The sequence below is a fragment of the Kitasatospora sp. NPDC032150 genome (assembly GCF_055579945.1).
The window spans coordinates 111251-129232 of sequence record NZ_JBVIMH010000006.1 but is presented as its reverse complement, the minus strand read 5'-3'; the positions used below and the strand labels follow the sequence as shown (position 1 = coordinate 129232).

General features: G+C 71.3%; 15 protein-coding genes and 1 pseudogene. 7 read left to right on the top strand and 9 right to left on the bottom strand.

Annotated elements, in window-relative coordinates:
- Nucleotides 1–395 precede the first annotated feature (395 nt).
- From ACZ5ON_RS09935 to ACZ5ON_RS09920, 4 genes are read left to right on the top strand one after another with little or no spacing between them, the layout of a single operon-like run.
- The gene (locus tag ACZ5ON_RS09935; protein ID WP_465588308.1) at nt 396–1955 is read left to right on the top strand and encodes a cytochrome ubiquinol oxidase subunit I; all 1560 of its coding nucleotides are present in this window, start codon (nt 396–398) and stop codon (nt 1953–1955) included.
- A gap of 26 nt (nt 1956–1981) precedes the next feature.
- A complete protein-coding gene (gene cydB / locus ACZ5ON_RS09930) occupies nt 1982–2995 on the top strand; it encodes a cytochrome d ubiquinol oxidase subunit II (RefSeq protein WP_465588305.1) in 1014 nt (337 codons plus the stop codon).
- Between the two features lie 31 nt (nt 2996–3026).
- Complete coding sequence (gene cydD, locus ACZ5ON_RS09925) at nt 3027–6548, top strand: thiol reductant ABC exporter subunit CydD (protein WP_465588302.1); 3522 nt, start codon at nt 3027–3029, stop codon at nt 6546–6548.
- A gap of 38 nt (nt 6549–6586) precedes the next feature.
- On the top strand, nt 6587–8476 hold the full coding sequence (locus tag ACZ5ON_RS09920; RefSeq protein ID WP_465588299.1) for a GAF domain-containing sensor histidine kinase: 1890 nt from the start codon (nt 6587–6589) through the stop codon (nt 8474–8476).
- Between the two features lie 36 nt (nt 8477–8512).
- Here the strand turns inward: ACZ5ON_RS09920 and ACZ5ON_RS09915 are convergent, their stop codons facing one another.
- From ACZ5ON_RS09915 to ACZ5ON_RS09895, 5 genes are all read right to left on the bottom strand, one after another.
- Nucleotides 8513–9340, bottom strand: a complete 828-nt coding sequence (locus tag ACZ5ON_RS09915) for an HAD family hydrolase (RefSeq protein ID WP_465588296.1) — start codon at nt 9338–9340, stop codon at nt 8513–8515.
- A 139-nt stretch (nt 9341–9479) separates the two neighbouring features.
- Nucleotides 9480–10049 (bottom strand): hypothetical protein, encoded by a 570-nt coding sequence (locus tag ACZ5ON_RS09910; protein WP_465588293.1) that lies wholly within the window; start codon nt 10047–10049, stop codon nt 9480–9482.
- A 179-nt stretch (nt 10050–10228) separates the two neighbouring features.
- On the bottom strand, nt 10229–11455 hold the full coding sequence (locus ACZ5ON_RS09905; RefSeq protein ID WP_465588290.1) for a serine hydrolase domain-containing protein: 1227 nt from the start codon (nt 11453–11455) through the stop codon (nt 10229–10231).
- A 481-nt stretch (nt 11456–11936) separates the two neighbouring features.
- On the bottom strand, nt 11937–13193 hold the full coding sequence (locus ACZ5ON_RS09900; protein WP_465588287.1) for a hypothetical protein: 1257 nt from the start codon (nt 13191–13193) through the stop codon (nt 11937–11939).
- Between the two features lie 47 nt (nt 13194–13240).
- Nucleotides 13241–13552, bottom strand: a complete 312-nt coding sequence (locus tag ACZ5ON_RS09895) for a hypothetical protein (RefSeq protein ID WP_465588284.1) — start codon at nt 13550–13552, stop codon at nt 13241–13243.
- 86 nt (nt 13553–13638) lie between these two features.
- Here ACZ5ON_RS09895 and ACZ5ON_RS09890 point away from each other — a divergent pair.
- Nucleotides 13639–13871: pseudogene (locus ACZ5ON_RS09890) on the top strand (LLM class flavin-dependent oxidoreductase); the annotation flags it as partial.
- A 48-nt stretch (nt 13872–13919) separates the two neighbouring features.
- Here ACZ5ON_RS09890 and ACZ5ON_RS09885 read toward each other — a convergent pair.
- From ACZ5ON_RS09885 to ACZ5ON_RS09870, 4 genes are all read right to left on the bottom strand, one after another.
- Nucleotides 13920–14321: a DNA-binding protein gene (locus tag ACZ5ON_RS09885; protein WP_465588281.1), complete on the bottom strand. Its 402-nt coding sequence runs from the start codon at nt 14319–14321 to the stop codon at nt 13920–13922.
- Nucleotides 14318–14566 carry a hypothetical protein gene (locus ACZ5ON_RS09880; RefSeq protein WP_465588278.1) on the bottom strand — a complete coding sequence of 83 codons (249 nt, stop codon included), beginning with the start codon at nt 14564–14566 and terminating at the stop codon, nt 14318–14320. Before ACZ5ON_RS09880 ends, ACZ5ON_RS09885 begins: the two co-directional genes overlap by 4 nt.
- A 514-nt stretch (nt 14567–15080) precedes the next feature.
- Nucleotides 15081–15473: a PIN domain-containing protein gene (locus ACZ5ON_RS09875; protein WP_465588274.1), complete on the bottom strand. Its 393-nt coding sequence runs from the start codon at nt 15471–15473 to the stop codon at nt 15081–15083.
- On the bottom strand, nt 15470–15751 hold the full coding sequence (locus ACZ5ON_RS09870) for a hypothetical protein (protein WP_465588267.1): 282 nt from the start codon (nt 15749–15751) through the stop codon (nt 15470–15472). The genes ACZ5ON_RS09875 and ACZ5ON_RS09870 overlap by 4 nt, the downstream gene beginning before the upstream one ends.
- 93 nt (nt 15752–15844) lie before the next feature.
- Here ACZ5ON_RS09870 and ACZ5ON_RS09865 point away from each other — a divergent pair, with 93 nt between their 5' ends.
- A complete protein-coding gene (locus ACZ5ON_RS09865) occupies nt 15845–16732 on the top strand; it encodes an LLM class flavin-dependent oxidoreductase (RefSeq protein ID WP_465588264.1) in 888 nt (295 codons plus the stop codon).
- 296 nt (nt 16733–17028) lie between these two features.
- Complete coding sequence (locus tag ACZ5ON_RS09860) at nt 17029–17931, top strand: hypothetical protein (RefSeq protein ID WP_465588261.1); 903 nt, start codon at nt 17029–17031, stop codon at nt 17929–17931.
- Nucleotides 17932–17982 lie beyond the last annotated feature (51 nt).

Genomic DNA, 17982 nt, shown 5'->3' with positions numbered 1-17982 from the left:
CCGCGGCAGGCATTTCGGGCACGTCTTCCGGGTGGGGCCTTTGGGGCCGTCCTTCCGGGGCGGGCAGGCAGCCCGGGGGAGACCCGATCTGCCCGCGAGGAGTGCCCGTCCGGCCCTTGCCCCGAGGGCCGCCGCGCAGTCGCCCTGTCAGGCTCCTGACCGGCCAAGAAGCCCGCGGTTGCCGTGCCGTCCGCTTCTCGTCGCAGGTCACAGCCGCGCCGGATGATCCGTCCGGCCATCCGAGACCCACCCCCCACTGTCCGCGCTGTCGTAAGCATGGGAGATACTGCCTTGTGAACGTGTTCACGTTCACAAGCGGGCAAGCCTGTGCCGATCGCTCTCGGGCCGAAGTGCGGCTTGTCCGAAATGCGGGGAACGACCAGAGAGAGGGCGCCGTGGAGCTAGCAGTCGCTCACGAGACCATCGCGAGATGGCAGTTCGGTGTCACCACCGTCTACCACTTCCTGTTCGTGCCGCTGACGATCAGCCTCGCCGCCACCGTGGCCGGCCTGGAGACCGCCTGGGTACGGACCGGCAAGGAGAAGTACTTCCACGCCACCAAGTTCTGGGGCAAGCTCTTCCTGATCAACATCGCCATGGGCGTGGTGACCGGGATCGTGCAGGAGTTCCAGTTCGGGATGAACTGGTCCGACTACTCGCGCTTCGTGGGCGACGTCTTCGGCGCCCCGCTCGCGATGGAGGCGCTGATCGCCTTCTTCTTCGAGTCCACCTTCATCGGCCTGTGGATCTTCGGCTGGGACAAGCTGCCGAAGAAGATCCACTGCGCCTGCATCTGGATGGTGTCGATCGGCACCGTGCTCTCCGCGTACTTCATCCTGGCCGCCAACTCCTGGATGCAGCACCCGGTCGGCTACGCGGTCGACAAGGCCACCGGCAAGGCGCGGCTGACCGACATCACCAAGGTGCTGTTCCAGGACACCACCCTGGTCGTGGTCTTCCACACCCTCACCGCCGCCTTCCTGACCGGCGCCGCCTTCATGGTCGGCATCGCCTCGTACCACCTGGTCCGGGCCGGGCGCGCCGCCGCGGCCGGAGAGGTCACCGAGGCCCAGCGCAAGAAGGTCGCCACCATGCGGACGTCGCTGCGGGTGGGCCTCGCGATGGCCGTGGTGGCCGGCCTCGGCACCGCGATCAGCGGTGACACCCTGGCCAAGGTGATGTTCGAGCAGCAGCCGATGAAGATGGCCGCCGCCGAGGCGCTCTGGGACACCCAGTCGCCCGCGCCGTTCTCGGTCTTCGCGGTCGGCGACGTCACCAAGGGCCACAACTCGGTGGAGCTGGAGGTGCCGGCGGCGCTCTCCTTCCTGGCCAAGAGCGACTTCAGCTCGGCCGTCCCCGGCATCAACAACACCGCCGAAGCCGAGGCGGCCAAGTACGGCGGCAAGCCCACCGGCTACATCCCGAACGTCTTCGTGACGTACTGGGGCTTCCGCCTCATGATCGGTTTCGGGATGACCTCCTTCGTGGCCGGCCTGATCGGGCTCTGGACCACCAGAAGAAGATTCCTCCTCGCCCCCGAGTTCCGCACCGAGGATGACGAGGCACCCCGGCTGATGCTCACCAGGACCCGGGAGATGGGTCCGTTCCTCACCAAGTGGAGCTGGCGGATCGGCATCTGGACCATGGGCTTCCCGCTGATCGCCAACAGCTTCGGCTGGGTCTTCACCGAGATGGGCCGTCAGCCCTGGGCCGTCTTCGGCCTGATGACCACCGCCGACGCCGTCTCGCCCAACGTCAACGCCGCCACCCAGATCGGCGCGCTGGCCACCTTCACGCTGCTGTACGCGATCCTCGCGGTGATCGAGGTGCGGCTGCTCGCCAAGTACGCCTCGGCCGGACCGGTCACCTCGGAGCAGCCGCCCGCGAAGGACCCGACGCTCCGTGGCCCGTCCTCGGCAGAGGACGCCGAAAAGCCCCTCGCCTTCGCCTACTGAGACCCCGTTCACCGAGGGACAGTGACATGCAACTCCACGACGTCTGGTTCGTCCTCATCGCGGTCCTGTGGATCGGCTACTTCTTCCTCGAAGGCTTCGACTTCGGCATCGGCGTGCTCACCAAGCTGCTCGCCAGGAACACCGCCGAACGCCGGGTCCTGATCAACACCATCGGCCCGGTCTGGGACGGCAACGAGGTTTGGCTGCTCACCGCCGGCGGCGCCACCTTCGCCGCCTTCCCCGACTGGTACGCCACCCTGTTCAGCGGCTTCTACCTGCCGCTGCTGGTGATCCTGGTCTGCCTGATCGTCCGGGGCGTGGCCTTCGAGTACCGGGCCAAGCGCACCGAGGAGCGCTGGCAGCGCAACTGGGAGCACGCCATCTTCTGGACCTCCCTGCTGCCCGCCTTCCTGTGGGGTGTGGCCTTCGCCAACATCGTCCACGGAGTGGCGATCGACGAGCACAAGAACTACGTCGGCGGCGTCCTCGACCTGCTGAACCCCTATGCGCTGCTCGGCGGCCTGGTCACCCTGGTGCTGTTCACCTTCCACGGCGCGGTGTTCGCCTCGCTCAAGACGGTCGGCGAGATCCGCGACCGGGCGCGCGCCGCGGCGCGCCGGCTCGGGCTGGCCACCTCCGTGGCGGCGGCGGGCTTCCTGGCCTGGACCCAGGCCCACCAGGGCACCGGCTGGAGCCTGGCCGCGCTGCTCGTCGCGGTGCTGGCGCTGGCCGCCGCGCTGGTGGCCAACCAACTGGGCCGCGAGGGCTGGGCGTTCACCTTCTCCGGGCTGACCGTGGTGGCGGCGGTCGCTATGCTCTTCCTGTCGCTCTTCCCGGACGTCATGCCCTCGACGCTGAACAGCAGTTGGTCGCTGACGGTGGAGAACGCCGCCTCCTCGCCCTACACGCTCAAGCTGATGACCGTCATCGCGGCGGTCTTCACCCCCCTGGTGCTGCTCTACCAGGGCTGGACGTACTGGGTATTCCGCAAGCGGATCGGCGTCCAGCACCTCCCGGTGGTCCACACCGCCGACCACTGACCCGCCCGCGCACGCACCGAAGGAGCCGACCGTGAAGCCTGTGGACCCCCGGCTCCTGCGGTACGCCCGCACCACCCGCGCCTTCCTCGCCGGGTCGGTGGTGCTCGGTGCCCTCGGTGCAGTGCTGGTGGTGGCCCAGGCCTCGCTGATCGCCGAGATCGTGGTCCGGGCCTTCCAACGGCACTCCTACCACCTCGCCGCTCCGCTGCTCTGGCTGGCCGCCACCGCGGCCGGCCGGGCGGCGGTCGCCTGGCTGACCGAGCTGACCGCACACCGCTCGGTCGCCACGGTGAAGTCCACCCTGCGGCGGCGGTTGCTCGACCACGCCACTGCCCTCGGTCCCGCCTACCTGTCGGGCCGGCGGACGGGGGAACTCACCGCGCTGGCCACCCGGGGCGTCGACGCCCTGGACGACTACTTCGCCCGCTACCTGCCGCAGCTGGCCCTCGCCGTGGTGGTCCCGGCGGTGGTACTAACCCGGATCCTGGGTGCCGACTGGATCTCCGCCGCGATCATCGCGGGCACGCTGCCGCTGATCCCGCTCTTCATGGTGCTGATCGGCTGGGCCACCCAGTCCCGGATGGACCGGCAGTGGGCCTCGCTCTCCCGGCTCTCGCACCACTTCCTGGACGTGGTCGCGGGCCTCCCCACGCTCAAGGTCTTCAACCGGGCCAAGGCGCAGGCCCGCACCATCGCCAGGATCACCGACGAGTACCGCCGGGCCACCATGCGGACCCTGCGGATCGCCTTCATCTCCTCATTCGCCCTGGAGCTGCTCTCCACCCTCTCGGTCGCCCTGGTCGCCGTCTCGATCGGCTTCCGGTTGGTCGACGGCAGCCTCGGTCTGGAGACCGGGCTGCTGGTGCTGATCCTGGCGCCCGAGGTGTACTTCCCGATCCGGCAGGTCGGCGCGCTCTACCACGCCAGCGTCGAGGGGCTCGCCGCCGCCGACCAGATCTTCGAGGTGCTGGAGACCCCACTGCCCGCCTCGGGCACCAGTCCGGCCCCCACGCCGGCCGGTGCGGTGATCTCGGTCGAGGGGGTCGGCGTCACCCACCCGGGCCGGACGGCCCCCGCGCTGTCCGGGCTCTCGCTCACCATCCGGCCGGGTCGCACGACCGCGCTCACCGGCCCGAGCGGCTCGGGCAAGAGCACCCTGCTGTCCGTCCTGCTCGGCTTCACCCGGCCGGACTCGGGCCGGGTGCTGGTCGACGGCCAGGACCTCGCCGACCTCGACCCGGTGAGCTGGCGCAGCCGGATCGCCTGGGTGCCGCAGCACCCCCACCTGTTCGCCGGGACGATCGCCGAGAACGTCAAGCTCGCCCGCCCCGACGCCACCGACGACCAGGTCAGGGCCGCGCTCGCGGCCGCCCACGCCACCGACTTCGCCGCCCTGGACACCGTGCTCGGCGAGGGCGGCGCCGGCCTCTCGGCCGGCCAGCGCCAGCGCATCGCGCTCGCCCGCGCGCTGCTCACCGACCGGCCGCTGGTCCTGCTGGACGAACCCACCGCCAACCTGGACGGGGCGAGCGAGGCCGCCGTCGTCGAGGCCGTCCGCGCCCTGGCCGGCCGCACCGTCCTGCTGGTCGCCCACCGTCCGGCCCTGCTCGCCGTCGCCGACCACCACTACCACCTCGCCGCCCCCGAACCCGTGCCGGTCGTACAGGCCGCCCAGGCATCCGAGGGGCAGCCGGAGAGCGAGCAGGACGCACTCCGCGACCCCGGCGGGGCGGTGTCCGCGCTTCCCGTAGCGCGAGTGCCCCACGCGGTTCCCCGCGACGCCGAGGACGAAGGCGCCGTCCCAGGGCTCCCCGAGGCGGCTGCCAAGCCCCGCCTGGCGCCCGCCGTCCTGCTGGGCGCCCTCGCGCTGGGCTGCGCCGTGGCCCTGATGGCCACCTCCGGCTGGCTGATCTCCTACGCCTCAGAGATGCCCCCGGTGCTCTACCTGATGATGGCCGTCACCTCGGTACGGGCCTTCGGTATCGGCCGCAGCGTCTTCCGCTACGCCGAGCGCCTGGTCTCCCACGACGCCGTCCTGCGCGCCCTCGGGGGCGTCCGGACCGCCGTCTACCGGCGGCTCGAACAGCTCGCCCCGGCCGCCCTGCCCGCCTTCCGCCGCGGCGACCTGCTCTCCCGCCTGGTCCGTGACGTGGACGCGGTCCAGGACCACCACCTGCGCTGGCGCCTGCCCGCCGCCGTCGCAACTCTGGTCTCGCTCGGCTCCGCCGCCGCCCTGGCCGCTTTCCTCCCACTCGCGGGCGCCCTGCTGGCGCTCGGCCTGCTGCTCGCGGGGGCCGTCGTACCCGCCCTCGCCGCCCGGCTCTCCGGCCGTGCCGAGCGCCAACAGGCGCCAGCCCGTGGCGAGTTGGCGGCCATTGTGGTCGACACCCTGACCGGTGCCGCCGAACTGGCCGTCGCCGGGGCGCTGCCCGCCCGGCTCGACGCCACCCGCTCCGCCGACCGCCGCCTGACCGCCCTCGCAGCCCGCTCGGCCGCCGCCGGCGGGGTGTCGGCCGGGCTGATCGCCCTGGTCACCGGGCTGACCGTGGCCGCGAGCGCGGCCGCCGGAGTGCAGGCGGTCAGCGGCGGCACGCTCCCGGGGGTGTGCCTGGCGCTGGTGGTGCTCACCCCGCTGGCCGCCTTCGAGGCCGTCGCGGGCATGCCCACCGCCGTGCAGTTCCGCGAGCGCAGCCGGGCCGCACGGGCCAGGCTCGCCGAGGTGCTCGCGGCCGAGCCGCCGGTCGCCGAACCCGTAGCACCGGCCGCCCCGCCCGCCGACCCGTTCCCGATCACCGTCCGTGGCCTGACCGCCCGCTGGCCGGGACAGGCCGAGGACGCGCTGCGCGACGTCGACCTCGACCTCACCCCGGGCCGTCGGATCGCCGTGGTCGGCCCGTCCGGCTCCGGCAAGACCACCCTCGCCCAGGTGCTGCTGCGCTTCTTGGGCCAGCGCGCGGGGGCCGTCACCCTCGGCGGGTGTCCACAGCCTGTGGACACCCGGATGCTCGACTCGGACGACGTCCGCCGCGTCATCGGCCTCTGCGCCCAGGACGCGCACGTCTTCGACAGCTCGCTGCGCGAGAACCTGCGCCTCGCCCGGCCGGACTGCACCGAGGAGCAGCTGCGGGCCGCGCTCGCCGCCGCCCGCCTGCTCGACTGGGTGGACGGCCTGCCCGACGGCCTGGACACCATGGTCGGCGAGCACGGCGCCCGGCTCTCCGGCGGCCAGCGCCGGCGCCTGGCACTCGCCCGCGCGCTGCTCGCCGACTTCCCCGTACTGATCCTGGACGAGCCCGCCGAGCACCTGGACCTGCCCACCGCCGACGCCCTCACCGCGGACCTGCTGGCCGCCACCGCGGGCCGTACCACCCTGCTGATCACCCACCGGCTGGCCGGGCTGGACGACAACACGGTGGACGAGGTGATCGTCCTGGAGCACGGCCGGATCGTGGAGTGCGGCCGCTGGTCGGAACTCGCCGCGGATCCGGACGGCCGCCTCGGCGCGCTCCGCCGGCGGGAGGAGCGCGCCGACACGCTGCTCGCCGCCGTCTGAATCATCGGGTCAAACCTGGACAAACTAGGCTCACAGGCATGGAGAGCAGACCGGACCCCGCCCGAGAGGACCGGCCACAGCCGGGCCGCTCCGTGCCGGAGCGTCCTGTCCCCGGGCGCACCGCGCCGGCGTACTCCGCACCGGACCTCACCACGCAGCCAGCCGCCGGCCAGCCCCCGCACCGGGTGCCCGAGATCGCCTCGCTCGGCCTGGACACCCTGGTCACCGAGGTCGCCGAGCGACTCCAGTCCGCCGCCGCCGTCACCGAGCGGATGCAGCGGCTGCTGGAGGCCGTGGTCTCGGTCGGCGCCGGGCTCGACCTGCACGCCACGCTGCACCGGATCGCCGCCGCCGGGGCCGAACTGGTCGACGCCAGGTACGCGGCCCTCGGTGTGATCTCCCCGCACGGCGACGGGCTCTCCGACTTCATCCACATCGGCATCGATGACGAGACCGCCGACGAGATCGGCCAACTCCCCACCGGACGCGGCATCCTGGGCGCCCTGATCGAACGCCCCGAACCGCTGCGGCTGGCCGACCTCGCCACCGACCCGCGCTCCGTGGGCTTCCCGCCGCACCACCCGCCGATGACGTCCTTCCTCGGCGAGCCGATCCGGGTCAGGGGCGAGGTGTTCGGCAACCTCTACCTGACCGAGAAGCGCAGCGGCAGCGGCGTCTTCACCCCGGAGGACGCCCAGGTGCTGAACGCGCTCGCCGCCGCGGCCGGGGTCGCCATCGAGAACGCCCGCCTCTACGAGGAGGGCCGCCGCCGCGAGCGCTGGATCGCCGGCGCCGCCGCCGTCTCCACCGCGCTGCTCTCCACCGACGAGGCCGAGGTCGCCCTCACCGTCGCCGCCGAGCAGGTCCGCGAACTGGCCGACGGCGCACTGGGCATGATCCTGCTGCCCACCGGCGACGGCCAGATGCGGGTGGCCCACGCCTCAGGCGAGGCGGCCGAGTTCGTCCGGGGCGAGCTGCTCCCGGAGGGCAGCTTCGCCTCCCGGCTGCTGGCCGGTTCGGGCGTCTACCTGGACGACATGTCCACCGACCCCGACGTGGAGATCCGGCTCGCCCGCAACTTCGGCGCCTCGATGGCCGTCCCGATGATCGCCGCCGGACGGGTCCTCGGCGGGCTCTGCGTCTGGCGCAGCGTCGGTGCGCCCCCGTTCACCGAGACCGAGAAGCAGCTCGCCCAGACCTTCGCCTCGCAGTCCGCGCTCGCCCTGCGGCTGGCCGAGGGCCAGCGCGACCAGCAGCGGCTGGCCGTCTTCCAGGACCGCGACCGGATCGCCCGGGACCTCCACGACCTGGTGATCCAACGGCTGTTCGCCACCGGCATGATGCTGGAGGGCGCGGCCCGGCGCGCCATCGTCCCCGAGGTCAGGACCGGCATCGGAAAGGCGGTGGACGAGCTCGACGCCACCATCCAGGAGGTCCGCACCACCATCTACGCCCTCCAGCACGACGAGAGCGGCGACGAACCGGACAACCTGCGCACCCGCGTGCTGCGCGAGGCCAGCCAGGCGGCCGCCGCCCTCGGCTTCAAACCCTCGGTGACCTTCACCGGCCCGGTGGAGAGCCTGGTCGGCGAGCAGACCGGCCGCCAACTCCTGGCCGCGATGAGGGAGATGCTCTCCAACGCGGCCCGCCACGCCCGCGCCTCCCGGGTCGGCACCGAGATCGACGCCACCGTCCACCTCGACGCCGACGGCCACCCGCTCTCCGGCGACCCCGAGTCGCTGGACCTGGCCGGCCGGCCGGGCGTGCTGCTCACGGTCACCGACGACGGGGTCGGCATTCCGCACGGCGGCCGGCGCAGTGGGCTGAAGAACCTCACCAGGCGCGCCGAGAACCTCGGCGGCGCCGCCTGGCACGAGCCCGGTCCCCACGGCAAGGGCACCCGGGTCCGCTGGTCGGCCAGGCTCTGACGACCGGGCCGGAGCGTGCCGCCCGGCCGCGCCGGGTCAGCCCCGTTCGAGCAGTTCCTCGATCGCCACCGCCACGCCGTCGTCCTCGTTGCTGACGGTGTGCTGCGCGACCGCAGCCAGCACCTCGGGGTGGGCGTTGGCGACGGCGTACGAGGTACCGGCCCAGGCCAACATCTCCAGGTCGTTCGGCATGTCGCCGAAGGCCACCACCTCGGAGCGGTCGATCCCCTGCTCACGGCACCAACTGGCCAGCGTGCTGGCCTTGGTGACCCCGAGCGCGCTGATCTCCAGCAGGGCGACCGGCGCGGAGCGGGTGATCTCGGCGAGGTGTCCGGCGACCCGGCGGGCCTCTACCAGGAAGGCGTCCGGATCGAGGTCGGAGTGCTGGGCGAGCACCTTGTAGAGTCCGCGCATCCGACCCTGCGGAGCCAGCAGCTCCTCGGCCGGGGCGGCCGGCTGGGCGTCGTCGTCACCCCACATCCTGAGCTCGTACTCGGGCTCGCGGGCGAACCCGTCCAGGTGCTCGAAGGCGAAGGCGGTACCCGGCAGCGCCTCCCGCAGCGCCGTGATCACGGCCAGTGCGTCCGCCGGGCCCAGCGGGAAGACCTCCACCATCTCGCCCTGCCGGACGTCGAAGACCGCTCCGCCGTTGGAGCAGATCGCCACCCCGTGGCCGCCGATGTGCGGGCTGATCTGCTGCATCCAGCGCGGCGGCCGCCCGGTCACGAACACCACCTGCACGCCCGCCTCCTCGGCCGCCGCCAGCGCGGCGGCCGTCCGTTCGGAGACGGTCCCGCTCGGGCAGAGCAGGGTGCCGTCGAGGTCGGTCGCGATCAGACGGGGGCGCGCGGGATTGGTGGTCACCGCTCCATCTTCGCGCACCCGCCCGGCGCCGCCTCCGGCCGGCTCGGACGGCGGCCCCGCCCGGGGCCCGGCGCCCGGGGCCTCCCGGCGCCGGTGCCAGGGCTCACCCGGCGTACCGGGACGGGCGGGGCGACGCCGGTCAGGAGTGCCAGAGCTCCTTGATCTCGGTGATCTCCCCGGCGGAGTTCTGGGTGATGTCGTAGACCGGGAAGGCGGAGCAGGTCAGCGGGGGCTTCACGTTCTGGCCGCCGTCCAGGCAGTCACCGATGTGGTTCCAGAGCTCGCCGACCGCGACCGACTTGTAGCCGACCGACCCGGCGGCGAGCTCGGCCTTGGCGTGCGGTGCGAAGACGAACCTCTCCGGGCTGCCGACCGCCTCCCAGTGGCCGTCGTTGGGGTCGCAGGCGAACTTGGTCGCCTTGGCGAGCATGGTGTTCTGCTTGGGCTGCTGCACCGGCTGGACGATCTTGTGGCCCGCCGGGAGCTTGGCCGGGGTGCAGTTCTCCCCGGGGTCCCCGTCGGGAGCGCTCGAGGACTTGCCGGCGGGCGCCGGCTTCGCCGTGCCGGAGGCAGCGCCGGAAGCCGGGGCGGACGGCGCCGCAGGGGCCGCCGAGGAGCCGCCGCCCGTCGGGTCGTTGGGATCGCACCCGACCAGCCCGAGAGCGGCGACGGTGAGCACGGCGGCGACAAGCAGTCTGCGAGAGGACATCGCGAAGGTTCCCCCATGGTTGTGACGCGGCGTCGGGCCGCGCTGACGGCGAGACAGATTATCGATCCGTGCCGACACCTGCTCACGCAGCCCGCCACTGCTAACCCCGCGCTCACATCCCGCCGGCTCAGCCGCATCTGACGCACCATGCGGCGGTGCCCCTGGAGCGGGTGGGGGCGTCAGTGCCCGACGGGCTTGAGGGCGGCGATCAGCAGCCGGTTGGAGAGCGCGGTCGGGCGGCCGTTGTTCAGGTCGGTGGTGGAGACCGAGAAGACGCCCTTCATCGACAGGTCGCGGGTGGCGAACATGCCGTTGGCGTAGCCGAGGTCGTGGCCCGTCTTGCCCCAGAGCACGGTGCCGTCGGGCAGCGGGTTGCCCATCAGCCCGGCGCCGAAGCAGGCCGGACCCGGATTGCCCTTGCCGTCGGTGCAGTTGGAGTTGTCGAAGTACTTGAGCGTCTTGCCGTCGCTGCCCTCGGGCAGCCGGAACATCTCGTCCAGCTGGGCGGTGGGCAGCAGCCGGCCCTGGAACAGCGCGGTGATGAAGTGGTCCAGGTCGGACGGGGTGGAGATCATGTTGGACGGGTTGCCGCCCTGCTCGCTGACGTCGACCGTCCTGCCGTCGCCGCCGGGCAGGTAGCCGTGCAGGTACGGCCGGGGCATCCGGGTGCGGTCCTCGGGCACGGAGGTCTGCGAGAGGTGCAGCGGCTCGATGATCCGCTCGGTGACCTCGTCCTTGAACGAGTTGCCGGTGATCTGCTCGATCAGCTTCCCGGCGATCCGGAAGCCCAGCGAGTTGTACTGCTGCGCGGTGCCGGGCGCGAAGTTCGGGCCGGGCGCCGGGCGGCCGACCGGGCGCAGGGTGTCCTGGATGACCTGGTCGAAGGTGCGGTAGTCGTACCGGTGGGCGATCAGGTAGTCCGCCGACTGGTCCGGCGCCCCCTGGTCGACGTCCGGCAGGCCGCTGGTCATGTTGAGCAACTCGCGCACGGTGACGGGCTGGAAGGCGTCCGGCAGCAGCCCCGGCAGGTAGTGCTGGACGGTCTGGTCCAGGTCGATCCTCCCCTCGGCCGCGAGCTGCAGGACGACCACGGTCTCGAAGGTCTTGGAGATGCTGCCGATGTGGAAGTGCGCGTCGGCCGGAACGCTCCGTCCGGTCACCGTGTCACCGGACGACCCCTGCCACACCTGGCCGCCCTTGACCACCCGGGCGATCGCCCCCGCCGTCCCCTCTCCCGGCCGGGGCTGGATCGCCGCCTGCAGCGCCGCGGTGTCCAGCGTCTGCTGCCCCGCCCGCGCCGCGACCCGCTCGCTCGCCATCGCCTGTCCGCCGACCACGGCAGTGGTCCCGACCGCGGCCGCACACGCCAGTCCAAGGCATGAAACGCGTCGCACGAACTTGTTCACCGCTGACTCCCCGGTCTCCCGACACCGCCCGCTGCGGTCTCGACCCACAGCCTCTCCCGCCGCCCCACCCCCTCGGAACCGGTGATCGCCCTGACCGCGCCCTGAACCCTCCCTGACGTCGGGTCGGGTCCGCGCGGTCGCCGGCAGCGGGGCGGCCGGGGCGATTTCCGTCGAGGGAGCCCGAGCTCGATGAGCCAGGTGGTTCACGCAGTGCTACAAGTCGGCCGCCTGCCCGGTCGGCGGCGTGACCGTGATGCGCGTGGCGCCGGAGGCCTGCGGCACCTACCGCGTATGTACGGACTCGTCGAGGCGTGGTCGTCCCCTACTGTCGATGGCGTGTGTCCGAGTCCCGCGGTCCTCCCCAACCACCGGTGGGGCGAAGGGCAGAAGAGGAGGTGGCCGGCCTGCTCCCGGCTCGCGGGTACTTCCTCCGGCTCCTTGCGCGTCAGCACGCCCTCGACTGCGGTGCGGCCCTGCGCTCTTACGCGTGATCGGGCTGACGCGGCACGCGCCGCGCCCTGGTGAATCTCCGCCGTTGGCTGCCGGCCGCAAGTTCGATGAGGCGCTCGCCGATCACGGAAACGCCGGGTCGGGGCTCCTGGGCGTAGTACCAGGGCTTGCGTCGGCGCAGTAGAGCCTCGCCGTGGTCGCTCCAGGTGAATCCGGGTTTCCGCAGCAGCTTCCGGAACACCGTGTCGGCGGCTTCCGGGTACGCCGTGGCCAGTCGGCGGATCGGTAGTGGCGCGATCGACTCCTCGCGCAGGTACGTGCGCAGCACGTCCTGGTGCCGCCTACGGCCCGGGAGGGCCGGGTGGGCGAAGAGGTCCCGCAGCAGCCCGTAGTCTGCGTAGAAGTTGAGTCCGTCGATCTCGTCGTAGATGACGCCGACGGTGTCCGAGTCCGCGAGGTCCCGCTGCAGTTCGAAGGCCGGAAAGTCCAGCCCCGGAAGCCGCCTGCCTCGCGCACGGTCGGGCTGTCCGGCCAGGGTGGCCTCCTGCCGGTGCCTGTAGTAGGCGTTGAGCTGCTTCTCGGCCTCGGCTGGGGGAAGGACCAGTTCGTCGGTGCCGAAGAACTCGACGAATGCGGCCCGGTCCTCCCGCATCCGCTCCCATCCCTGCTCGATCTTCTCGGGGTTGCGGAAGACCAGTTCGGGTCGGCTGGTTGCCAGTTGGAGTGCGGCCTGGGCGACCTCGGTGGCGCTGGACTTCGGGTAGGACAACATCATCCCGGAGATCAGCCACATGCCGTCGGCCGACCGGACCGGCACCAAGCAGGTGAGAAGGAACTGTCCCTTGGACACTCCTCGGAAGGCCCTCGGCCCGACGTTCGAGTACGTGCGGTACTCCAGGTCGTCGACCAGGTTCAGCAGGACGACGGCATCCCCGTCCTTGCGCCGGACCTCGAAGATGCCCTCGACCGGGTCACGCCAGCCGAGCAGCATCTCCCGGTCGACTTCGCTCAAGTCCCGTCGCGAGGCGACGAATCGGTCGACCACGGTCGTACCGTCCGGCAGGCGGTACCGCAGGATGAAGTGGTCGGTGATCCGGACCGCCTCACCCTCGTCCAGCAGCCGTTCAGGGCCCGCGGCCTCCAGCAGGAGGGGAGTCAACCACCGGTCGAAGCGCGGGCTCTGCCCGAAGGCGACCAGATCCCCCTTCAACTCGGCGCTGCGCTCGATGAGATCGCTGAGCGAGCGCTCATCGATGCCGTGATTCGCGTCCCGTACGGCGATCGCCACGTCGTGCCTTCCCTGCAAGCCGGTTTCGAAGAGATAATGCGAGCTGCTCAGCCGACCCAGTGCCGGTAGGCATCGAGCCACTCGGCGCCGCCCGGGGCAGGGGTCGGCATCGGCAGGTCCAGGATCCCGATCCTCTGTCGATCGGGGCCGCGACAGGACCGTGCGACGATCCCGCCGTCCTGACCGAGGTCGACGCCGCGCACGGTCACCTCGACCCCGAGAACCGTCGTGTTGAACGGCATCGTGAGGTTCTCCTCGATCATGGTGAACAGGCCGGTCAGCTGCTCGTCCTCGGCGTAGGCGCCGACAGTGGCTTCTTCGACCACGGCCTCAAGCTCGGCTTCACCCAGAACGCCCATGGCGCCACGTTAGCGGTCACGCAGGTGACGTCGCCGCGGGTTGCTCGAAACCTCACCCGCCGGAGCGTACGCGTAGGGTCGAGGGTATGCGCTTGAGCACGGTGATCCTCCCCATCCGCCGGTGGGGCGAGGGCAGAAGATCTGGCGGCGGGCCGAGGAGCTCGGGTTTCACGCCGCGTACACGTATGACCACCTGAGCTGGCGGTCCTTCCAGGACGAGTGGTTCGGGGCGATCCCGACGCTGACGGCCGCCGCGACGGTGACCAAGCGGACGCGGATCGGCACGCTGGTGACCTCGGTCAAGCCTCGTTCACCCATCGCAGCCTGAGCTGCGGAAACGCTCGGCAGGAGCGTCCGGGCGCCGGGTTCAGACCGGGATGAGTCGGACGCGACTGCCGCAGAGTCTCGCCATGTCGTCGACGTCGGAGGTGAGCATGGCCACCGGTCCCGGTTGGCGCAGTGCCATCTCGGCGACAGTCGCGTCGATCGCGTACTTGTGGCCGTGTAGGCCGGCTTGCTTCAGCAGCTCGGCCGAGGCTCGTGCGGTCTGTTCGGTGACCGCCTCGATCTTGACCTGCGAGAGCACCCAGTTCAGCCGAGGGGCGTTCACCCGTGCGTGCATGACCTCCACGATGGTGTTGGCGCAGACCACCAGATCGGCTGCCATGGAGTGGAAGCACCGGATCATCGCGAGCACGCTGCGGTCCTGCGCGATCCAGGCGGACACTCCCTGAGAGTCCAGTACGACGGTCTCAACACGCTCGCTCACGCGGCGTTCGCCGTGCTGCCGGGTTCGGCCGAGCCGAAGATCCTCGCGTGCGCGGCAGCGAGCTCCCCCTCCGTGAACGCGCCGTGGTCCTCCTCGTAGCGACGCAGCTCCTCACCGAGCAGCTGGTGCCTGATCTGCCGCGCGACCGCCTCGGCGACGTAGCCGGAGACGTTGTCCGTGAGCTTCTTCAGCTCGGCCACCTGCTCGGTGGGCAGGGTTACTGTGATCCGGGTGGTAGCTCCCATGGGGCAAGCATACTGCGGTATGTCTCGGCTTCGCGGGCCTTTCAAAGGGCCGTGGCATGCGTCCGAGCACCGCGACCCTCCCCAACCACCGGTGGCGCGTTGAAGCCGCCGTTCACGGCGTTCCAGCGGTCCGCGTGGTTGCTCCAGTGGTGGCCTTCGTATCCGTTCCATGCTTGGGACTGCGCGCTGTTGACGATGTGATGCATCGGTTCGGCTCCATGGTGTGTGTCCGCTGCTCAGCAGTGGACCTACACGTACGACGAAGCCGGGCGGACTACCAGTGAATGCGACTTCCAAGGTCGCACCATCAGGTACCGGTACGACCCCTCCGGACAGCTTCTCCAGGTGACCGACCCACTCGGTCAGGTCATTGAGTACACATACGACCTACTGGGGCGTTGCACCGCACAGAGCGCTGATGGGAACTCTCGTAACGTCGGTCAGTCCTCGTTCACGCATCACGTCCTGACCTGCGGCGACGCACTGTCGGGATCGAACGGGCGGACTGAGGAGGTCAGATCGACTCGACCGCGATGCGGCGGTGGCACAGTCGCCGCAGGTCCTCGAAGTCACTGGTCACGATCGTCACGTCGCCGTGCTCAAGGTGCGCGGTGGCGGCGAGCATCGCGTCGATCGCGTACTTGTGACCGTGTAGCCCCTCGGCTGCAAGCAACTTGCTCGCAGCACGCGCGATCTCTTCCGTGATCGGCCGCACCTTGACCAGGGATACGGCGTGATCGAACGCCGCCTGGGGCACCTCGGGGTCGCGCGCCTCCACCAGTGTGGCCGCGCTGGTCACCACGAGAAGATCCAGCGTGCGGGCGACGTCCAGCCAGATGGTCATGTCACGATGCCGCCGGGAGAGTTTGGAGAGCGCCTCACTGTCGAGAACGAGGGTGCCGCTCACGTGGCATCCGCCGGAGCGGCCTCTCCTCGGTGGGCGGCATGGTGGGCGCGGATGCGCTCGGCCCTGGCCGCCACCTCGGCCGGATCGACCGGGCCGTGCTCGGCCTCGGCGGCGGCGATGTACTCGTCGATGGCTTCGCGCTGGAGCTGACGCTGCACGGCCTCCTCGATGTAGGAGGAGACCCCCTGCTTGCCGGCGCGTGCGCGGATGGCGTCCAGGGTCTCGGCGCGCAGGGAAACGCTGGTGACGCGGGTCTTGCCAGGGCGAGACGTGTCCATAGCAAAGAGTGTAATACATCATGTGTTAGCGGTGGGGCGGTTCTGGTTTTGGTGTTCGGCGCCGGTGAGCACGATTCGCGTAGGGTCGCTTGCATGCGACTCAGCACAGTCATCCTCCCTATCCACCGCTGGAACGAAGGCCAGAAGATCTGGCGGCGGGCCGAGGAGCTCGGGTTTCACGCCGCGTACACGTATGACCACCTGAGCTGGCGGTCCTTCCAGGACGAGCCGTGGTTCGGGGCGATCCCGACGCTGACGGCCGCCGCGACGGTGACCAAGCGGATGCGGATCGGCACGCTGGTGACCTCGCCGAACTTCCGGCACCCGGTCACGCTGGCGAAGGAGCTGCTGTCGGTCGACGACGTCTCCGGCGGGCGGCTGACGGTGGGGATCGGGGCCGGCGGCGTCGGGTTCGACGCCACCGCGATGGGCCAGGAGGCCTGGACGCCCAAGGAGCGGGCGGAGCGGTTCGGCGAGTTCCTGCCGCTGCTGGACAAGCTGCTGACGCAGGACGCCACGACCCACGAGGGCCGGTTCTACTCGGCGGTGGAGGCGCGGAACATCCCGGGCTGCGTGCAGCGTCCGCGGGTGCCGTTCTACGTGGCGGCGACCGGCCCGCGCGGGCTGCGGCTGGCGGCGGAGCACGGGCAGGGCTGGGTCACGTACGGCGACCCGAAGGGGCCCGCGGCGATGCCGGCGGAGCAGGCGCCCGCCGTCATCAAGGCGCAGCTGGAGAAGCTGACGGCGGCCTGCGAGGCGCACGGCCGGGATGTGGCGACCCTGGAGAAGGTGCTGCTGCAGGGGTCGACCGCGGAGAAGCCGCTGCAGTCGGTGGGCGCCTTCGTCGACTGGGCGGGGACGTACCGCGAGCTCGGCATCACCGAGCTGGTGATCCACTGGCCGGTGCCGGCCTCGGTCTTCGAGAACGACCTCGCGGTCTTCGAGGAGATCGCCACCGAGGGACTCTCGCAGCTGGGCTGAGCCCGGCCGCGGGCGGGACGGCGCCGGGCTGCCCGAGTGGGCGCCCCGGCGCCGTGCTGTCCACGGGTTCCGTCGCGGGGCCGACCCGTCGTGGTCGGGGCCCGTTGCGGTTCGATCACGACGTGTCCGATTGATCGGCCAATGCGCCGACTGTCGGGAACTATCGTGTTGTTGAAGGGGTTGACGGGATCTCATAATCCTGCTGAACGCGTTGCGGCCGTCCGCGCGGAGCCGGCGGGGGACGGCCCGGACCGGGGATCGCGCGCGGCGTCATCCATTCACAGTGGGGGAATCCCTTGTCCGCGCCCGAAACCGCGTCGGTCGACAACGCGCCGCCTGACAGAGCGCCGTCCGACACCGCGCCACCTGACCACGCACCGTCCGACGGCGCCCCGTCCGACCGCGCGCCGTCCGACCCGCCCGCACCAGCGGCCGTACCGGGACCCAGGTCCGCGCGCGGGCTGCCGCGCGCCGTGGGCATCGCGCTGGCGACGGCCGGCCTGCTCGCCGTGACCGCGACCAGTGCCGCGGTCACCGTCGCCGTGGGCAGGCCGGCGGCGCACCCGGCCGCCTCGGCCGCCCGTCCCGCACCACCGGCCACGGTCACGGGCACCACCACCCCGACCACCCCGACCGCCACCCCGAGCACGAGCGCAGCGCCGACCCCCACCCCGAGCAGCACCCTGCACGGCACCGTGAACGGCAGCACGCACGGCGGCGACCTCCGCTACTTCCTGCTGCCGATGCCGGACGGCGCCGAGCCCTACGGCTCCCCCGACGGCACCGGGCTGAGCGTCAAGGACATCGCCGCCCAGTACAGCAACGCCGGCGAGATCCCCTCCGTGCTGGACTCGTACGGCTACCAGGACGACGGCGCCTACCGCCGGTACCGCTCCGCGGACGGCAAGCAGGAGGTCGAGACCCGGCTGCTGCGCTTCAAGTCCCGCGCCATGGCCCAGGAGTTCGCGCAGGCGGAGACCTTCAAGAACGGCGAGGGCTTCGACATCGACGGCGACGACTCGGCCAAGGGCTACCTGATGAAGCCGCGCCAGGAGGCCTGGACCGGCAGGCTGGTCGGGGTGGGCTACGTCGGCGACGTCCAGTACGAGATCACCGTCTTCGTGAAGGGCACACCGGACAAGTCGCAGCTGATGGACGTGATGAAGCGCCAGCGCGAGCGGCTGTCCGACGGCGGCTGAGCCGCCGCGGCCTCCCGCCACCGGACTTCGATTCCCTTCCGACACAGCGGC

Bases quoted from the DNA above. Each gene is read 5' to 3' on its own strand.
- cydB (WP_465588305.1), top strand. From the start codon at position 1,982: ATGCAACTCCACGACGTCTGGTTCGTCCTCATCGCGGTCCTGTGGATC.
- ACZ5ON_RS09920 (WP_465588299.1), top strand. From the start codon at position 6,587: ATGGAGAGCAGACCGGACCCCGCCCGAGAGGACCGGCCACAGCCGGGC.
- ACZ5ON_RS09910 (WP_465588293.1), bottom strand. From the start codon at position 10,049: ATGTCCTCTCGCAGACTGCTTGTCGCCGCCGTGCTCACCGTCGCCGCT.
- ACZ5ON_RS09895 (WP_465588284.1), bottom strand. From the start codon at position 13,552: ATGGGCGTTCTGGGTGAAGCCGAGCTTGAGGCCGTGGTCGAAGAAGCC.
- ACZ5ON_RS09880 (WP_465588278.1), bottom strand. From the start codon at position 14,566: ATGGGAGCTACCACCCGGATCACAGTAACCCTGCCCACCGAGCAGGTG.
- ACZ5ON_RS09870 (WP_465588267.1), bottom strand. From the start codon at position 15,751: ATGGACACGTCTCGCCCTGGCAAGACCCGCGTCACCAGCGTTTCCCTG.
- ACZ5ON_RS09865 (WP_465588264.1), top strand. From the start codon at position 15,845: ATGCGACTCAGCACAGTCATCCTCCCTATCCACCGCTGGAACGAAGGC.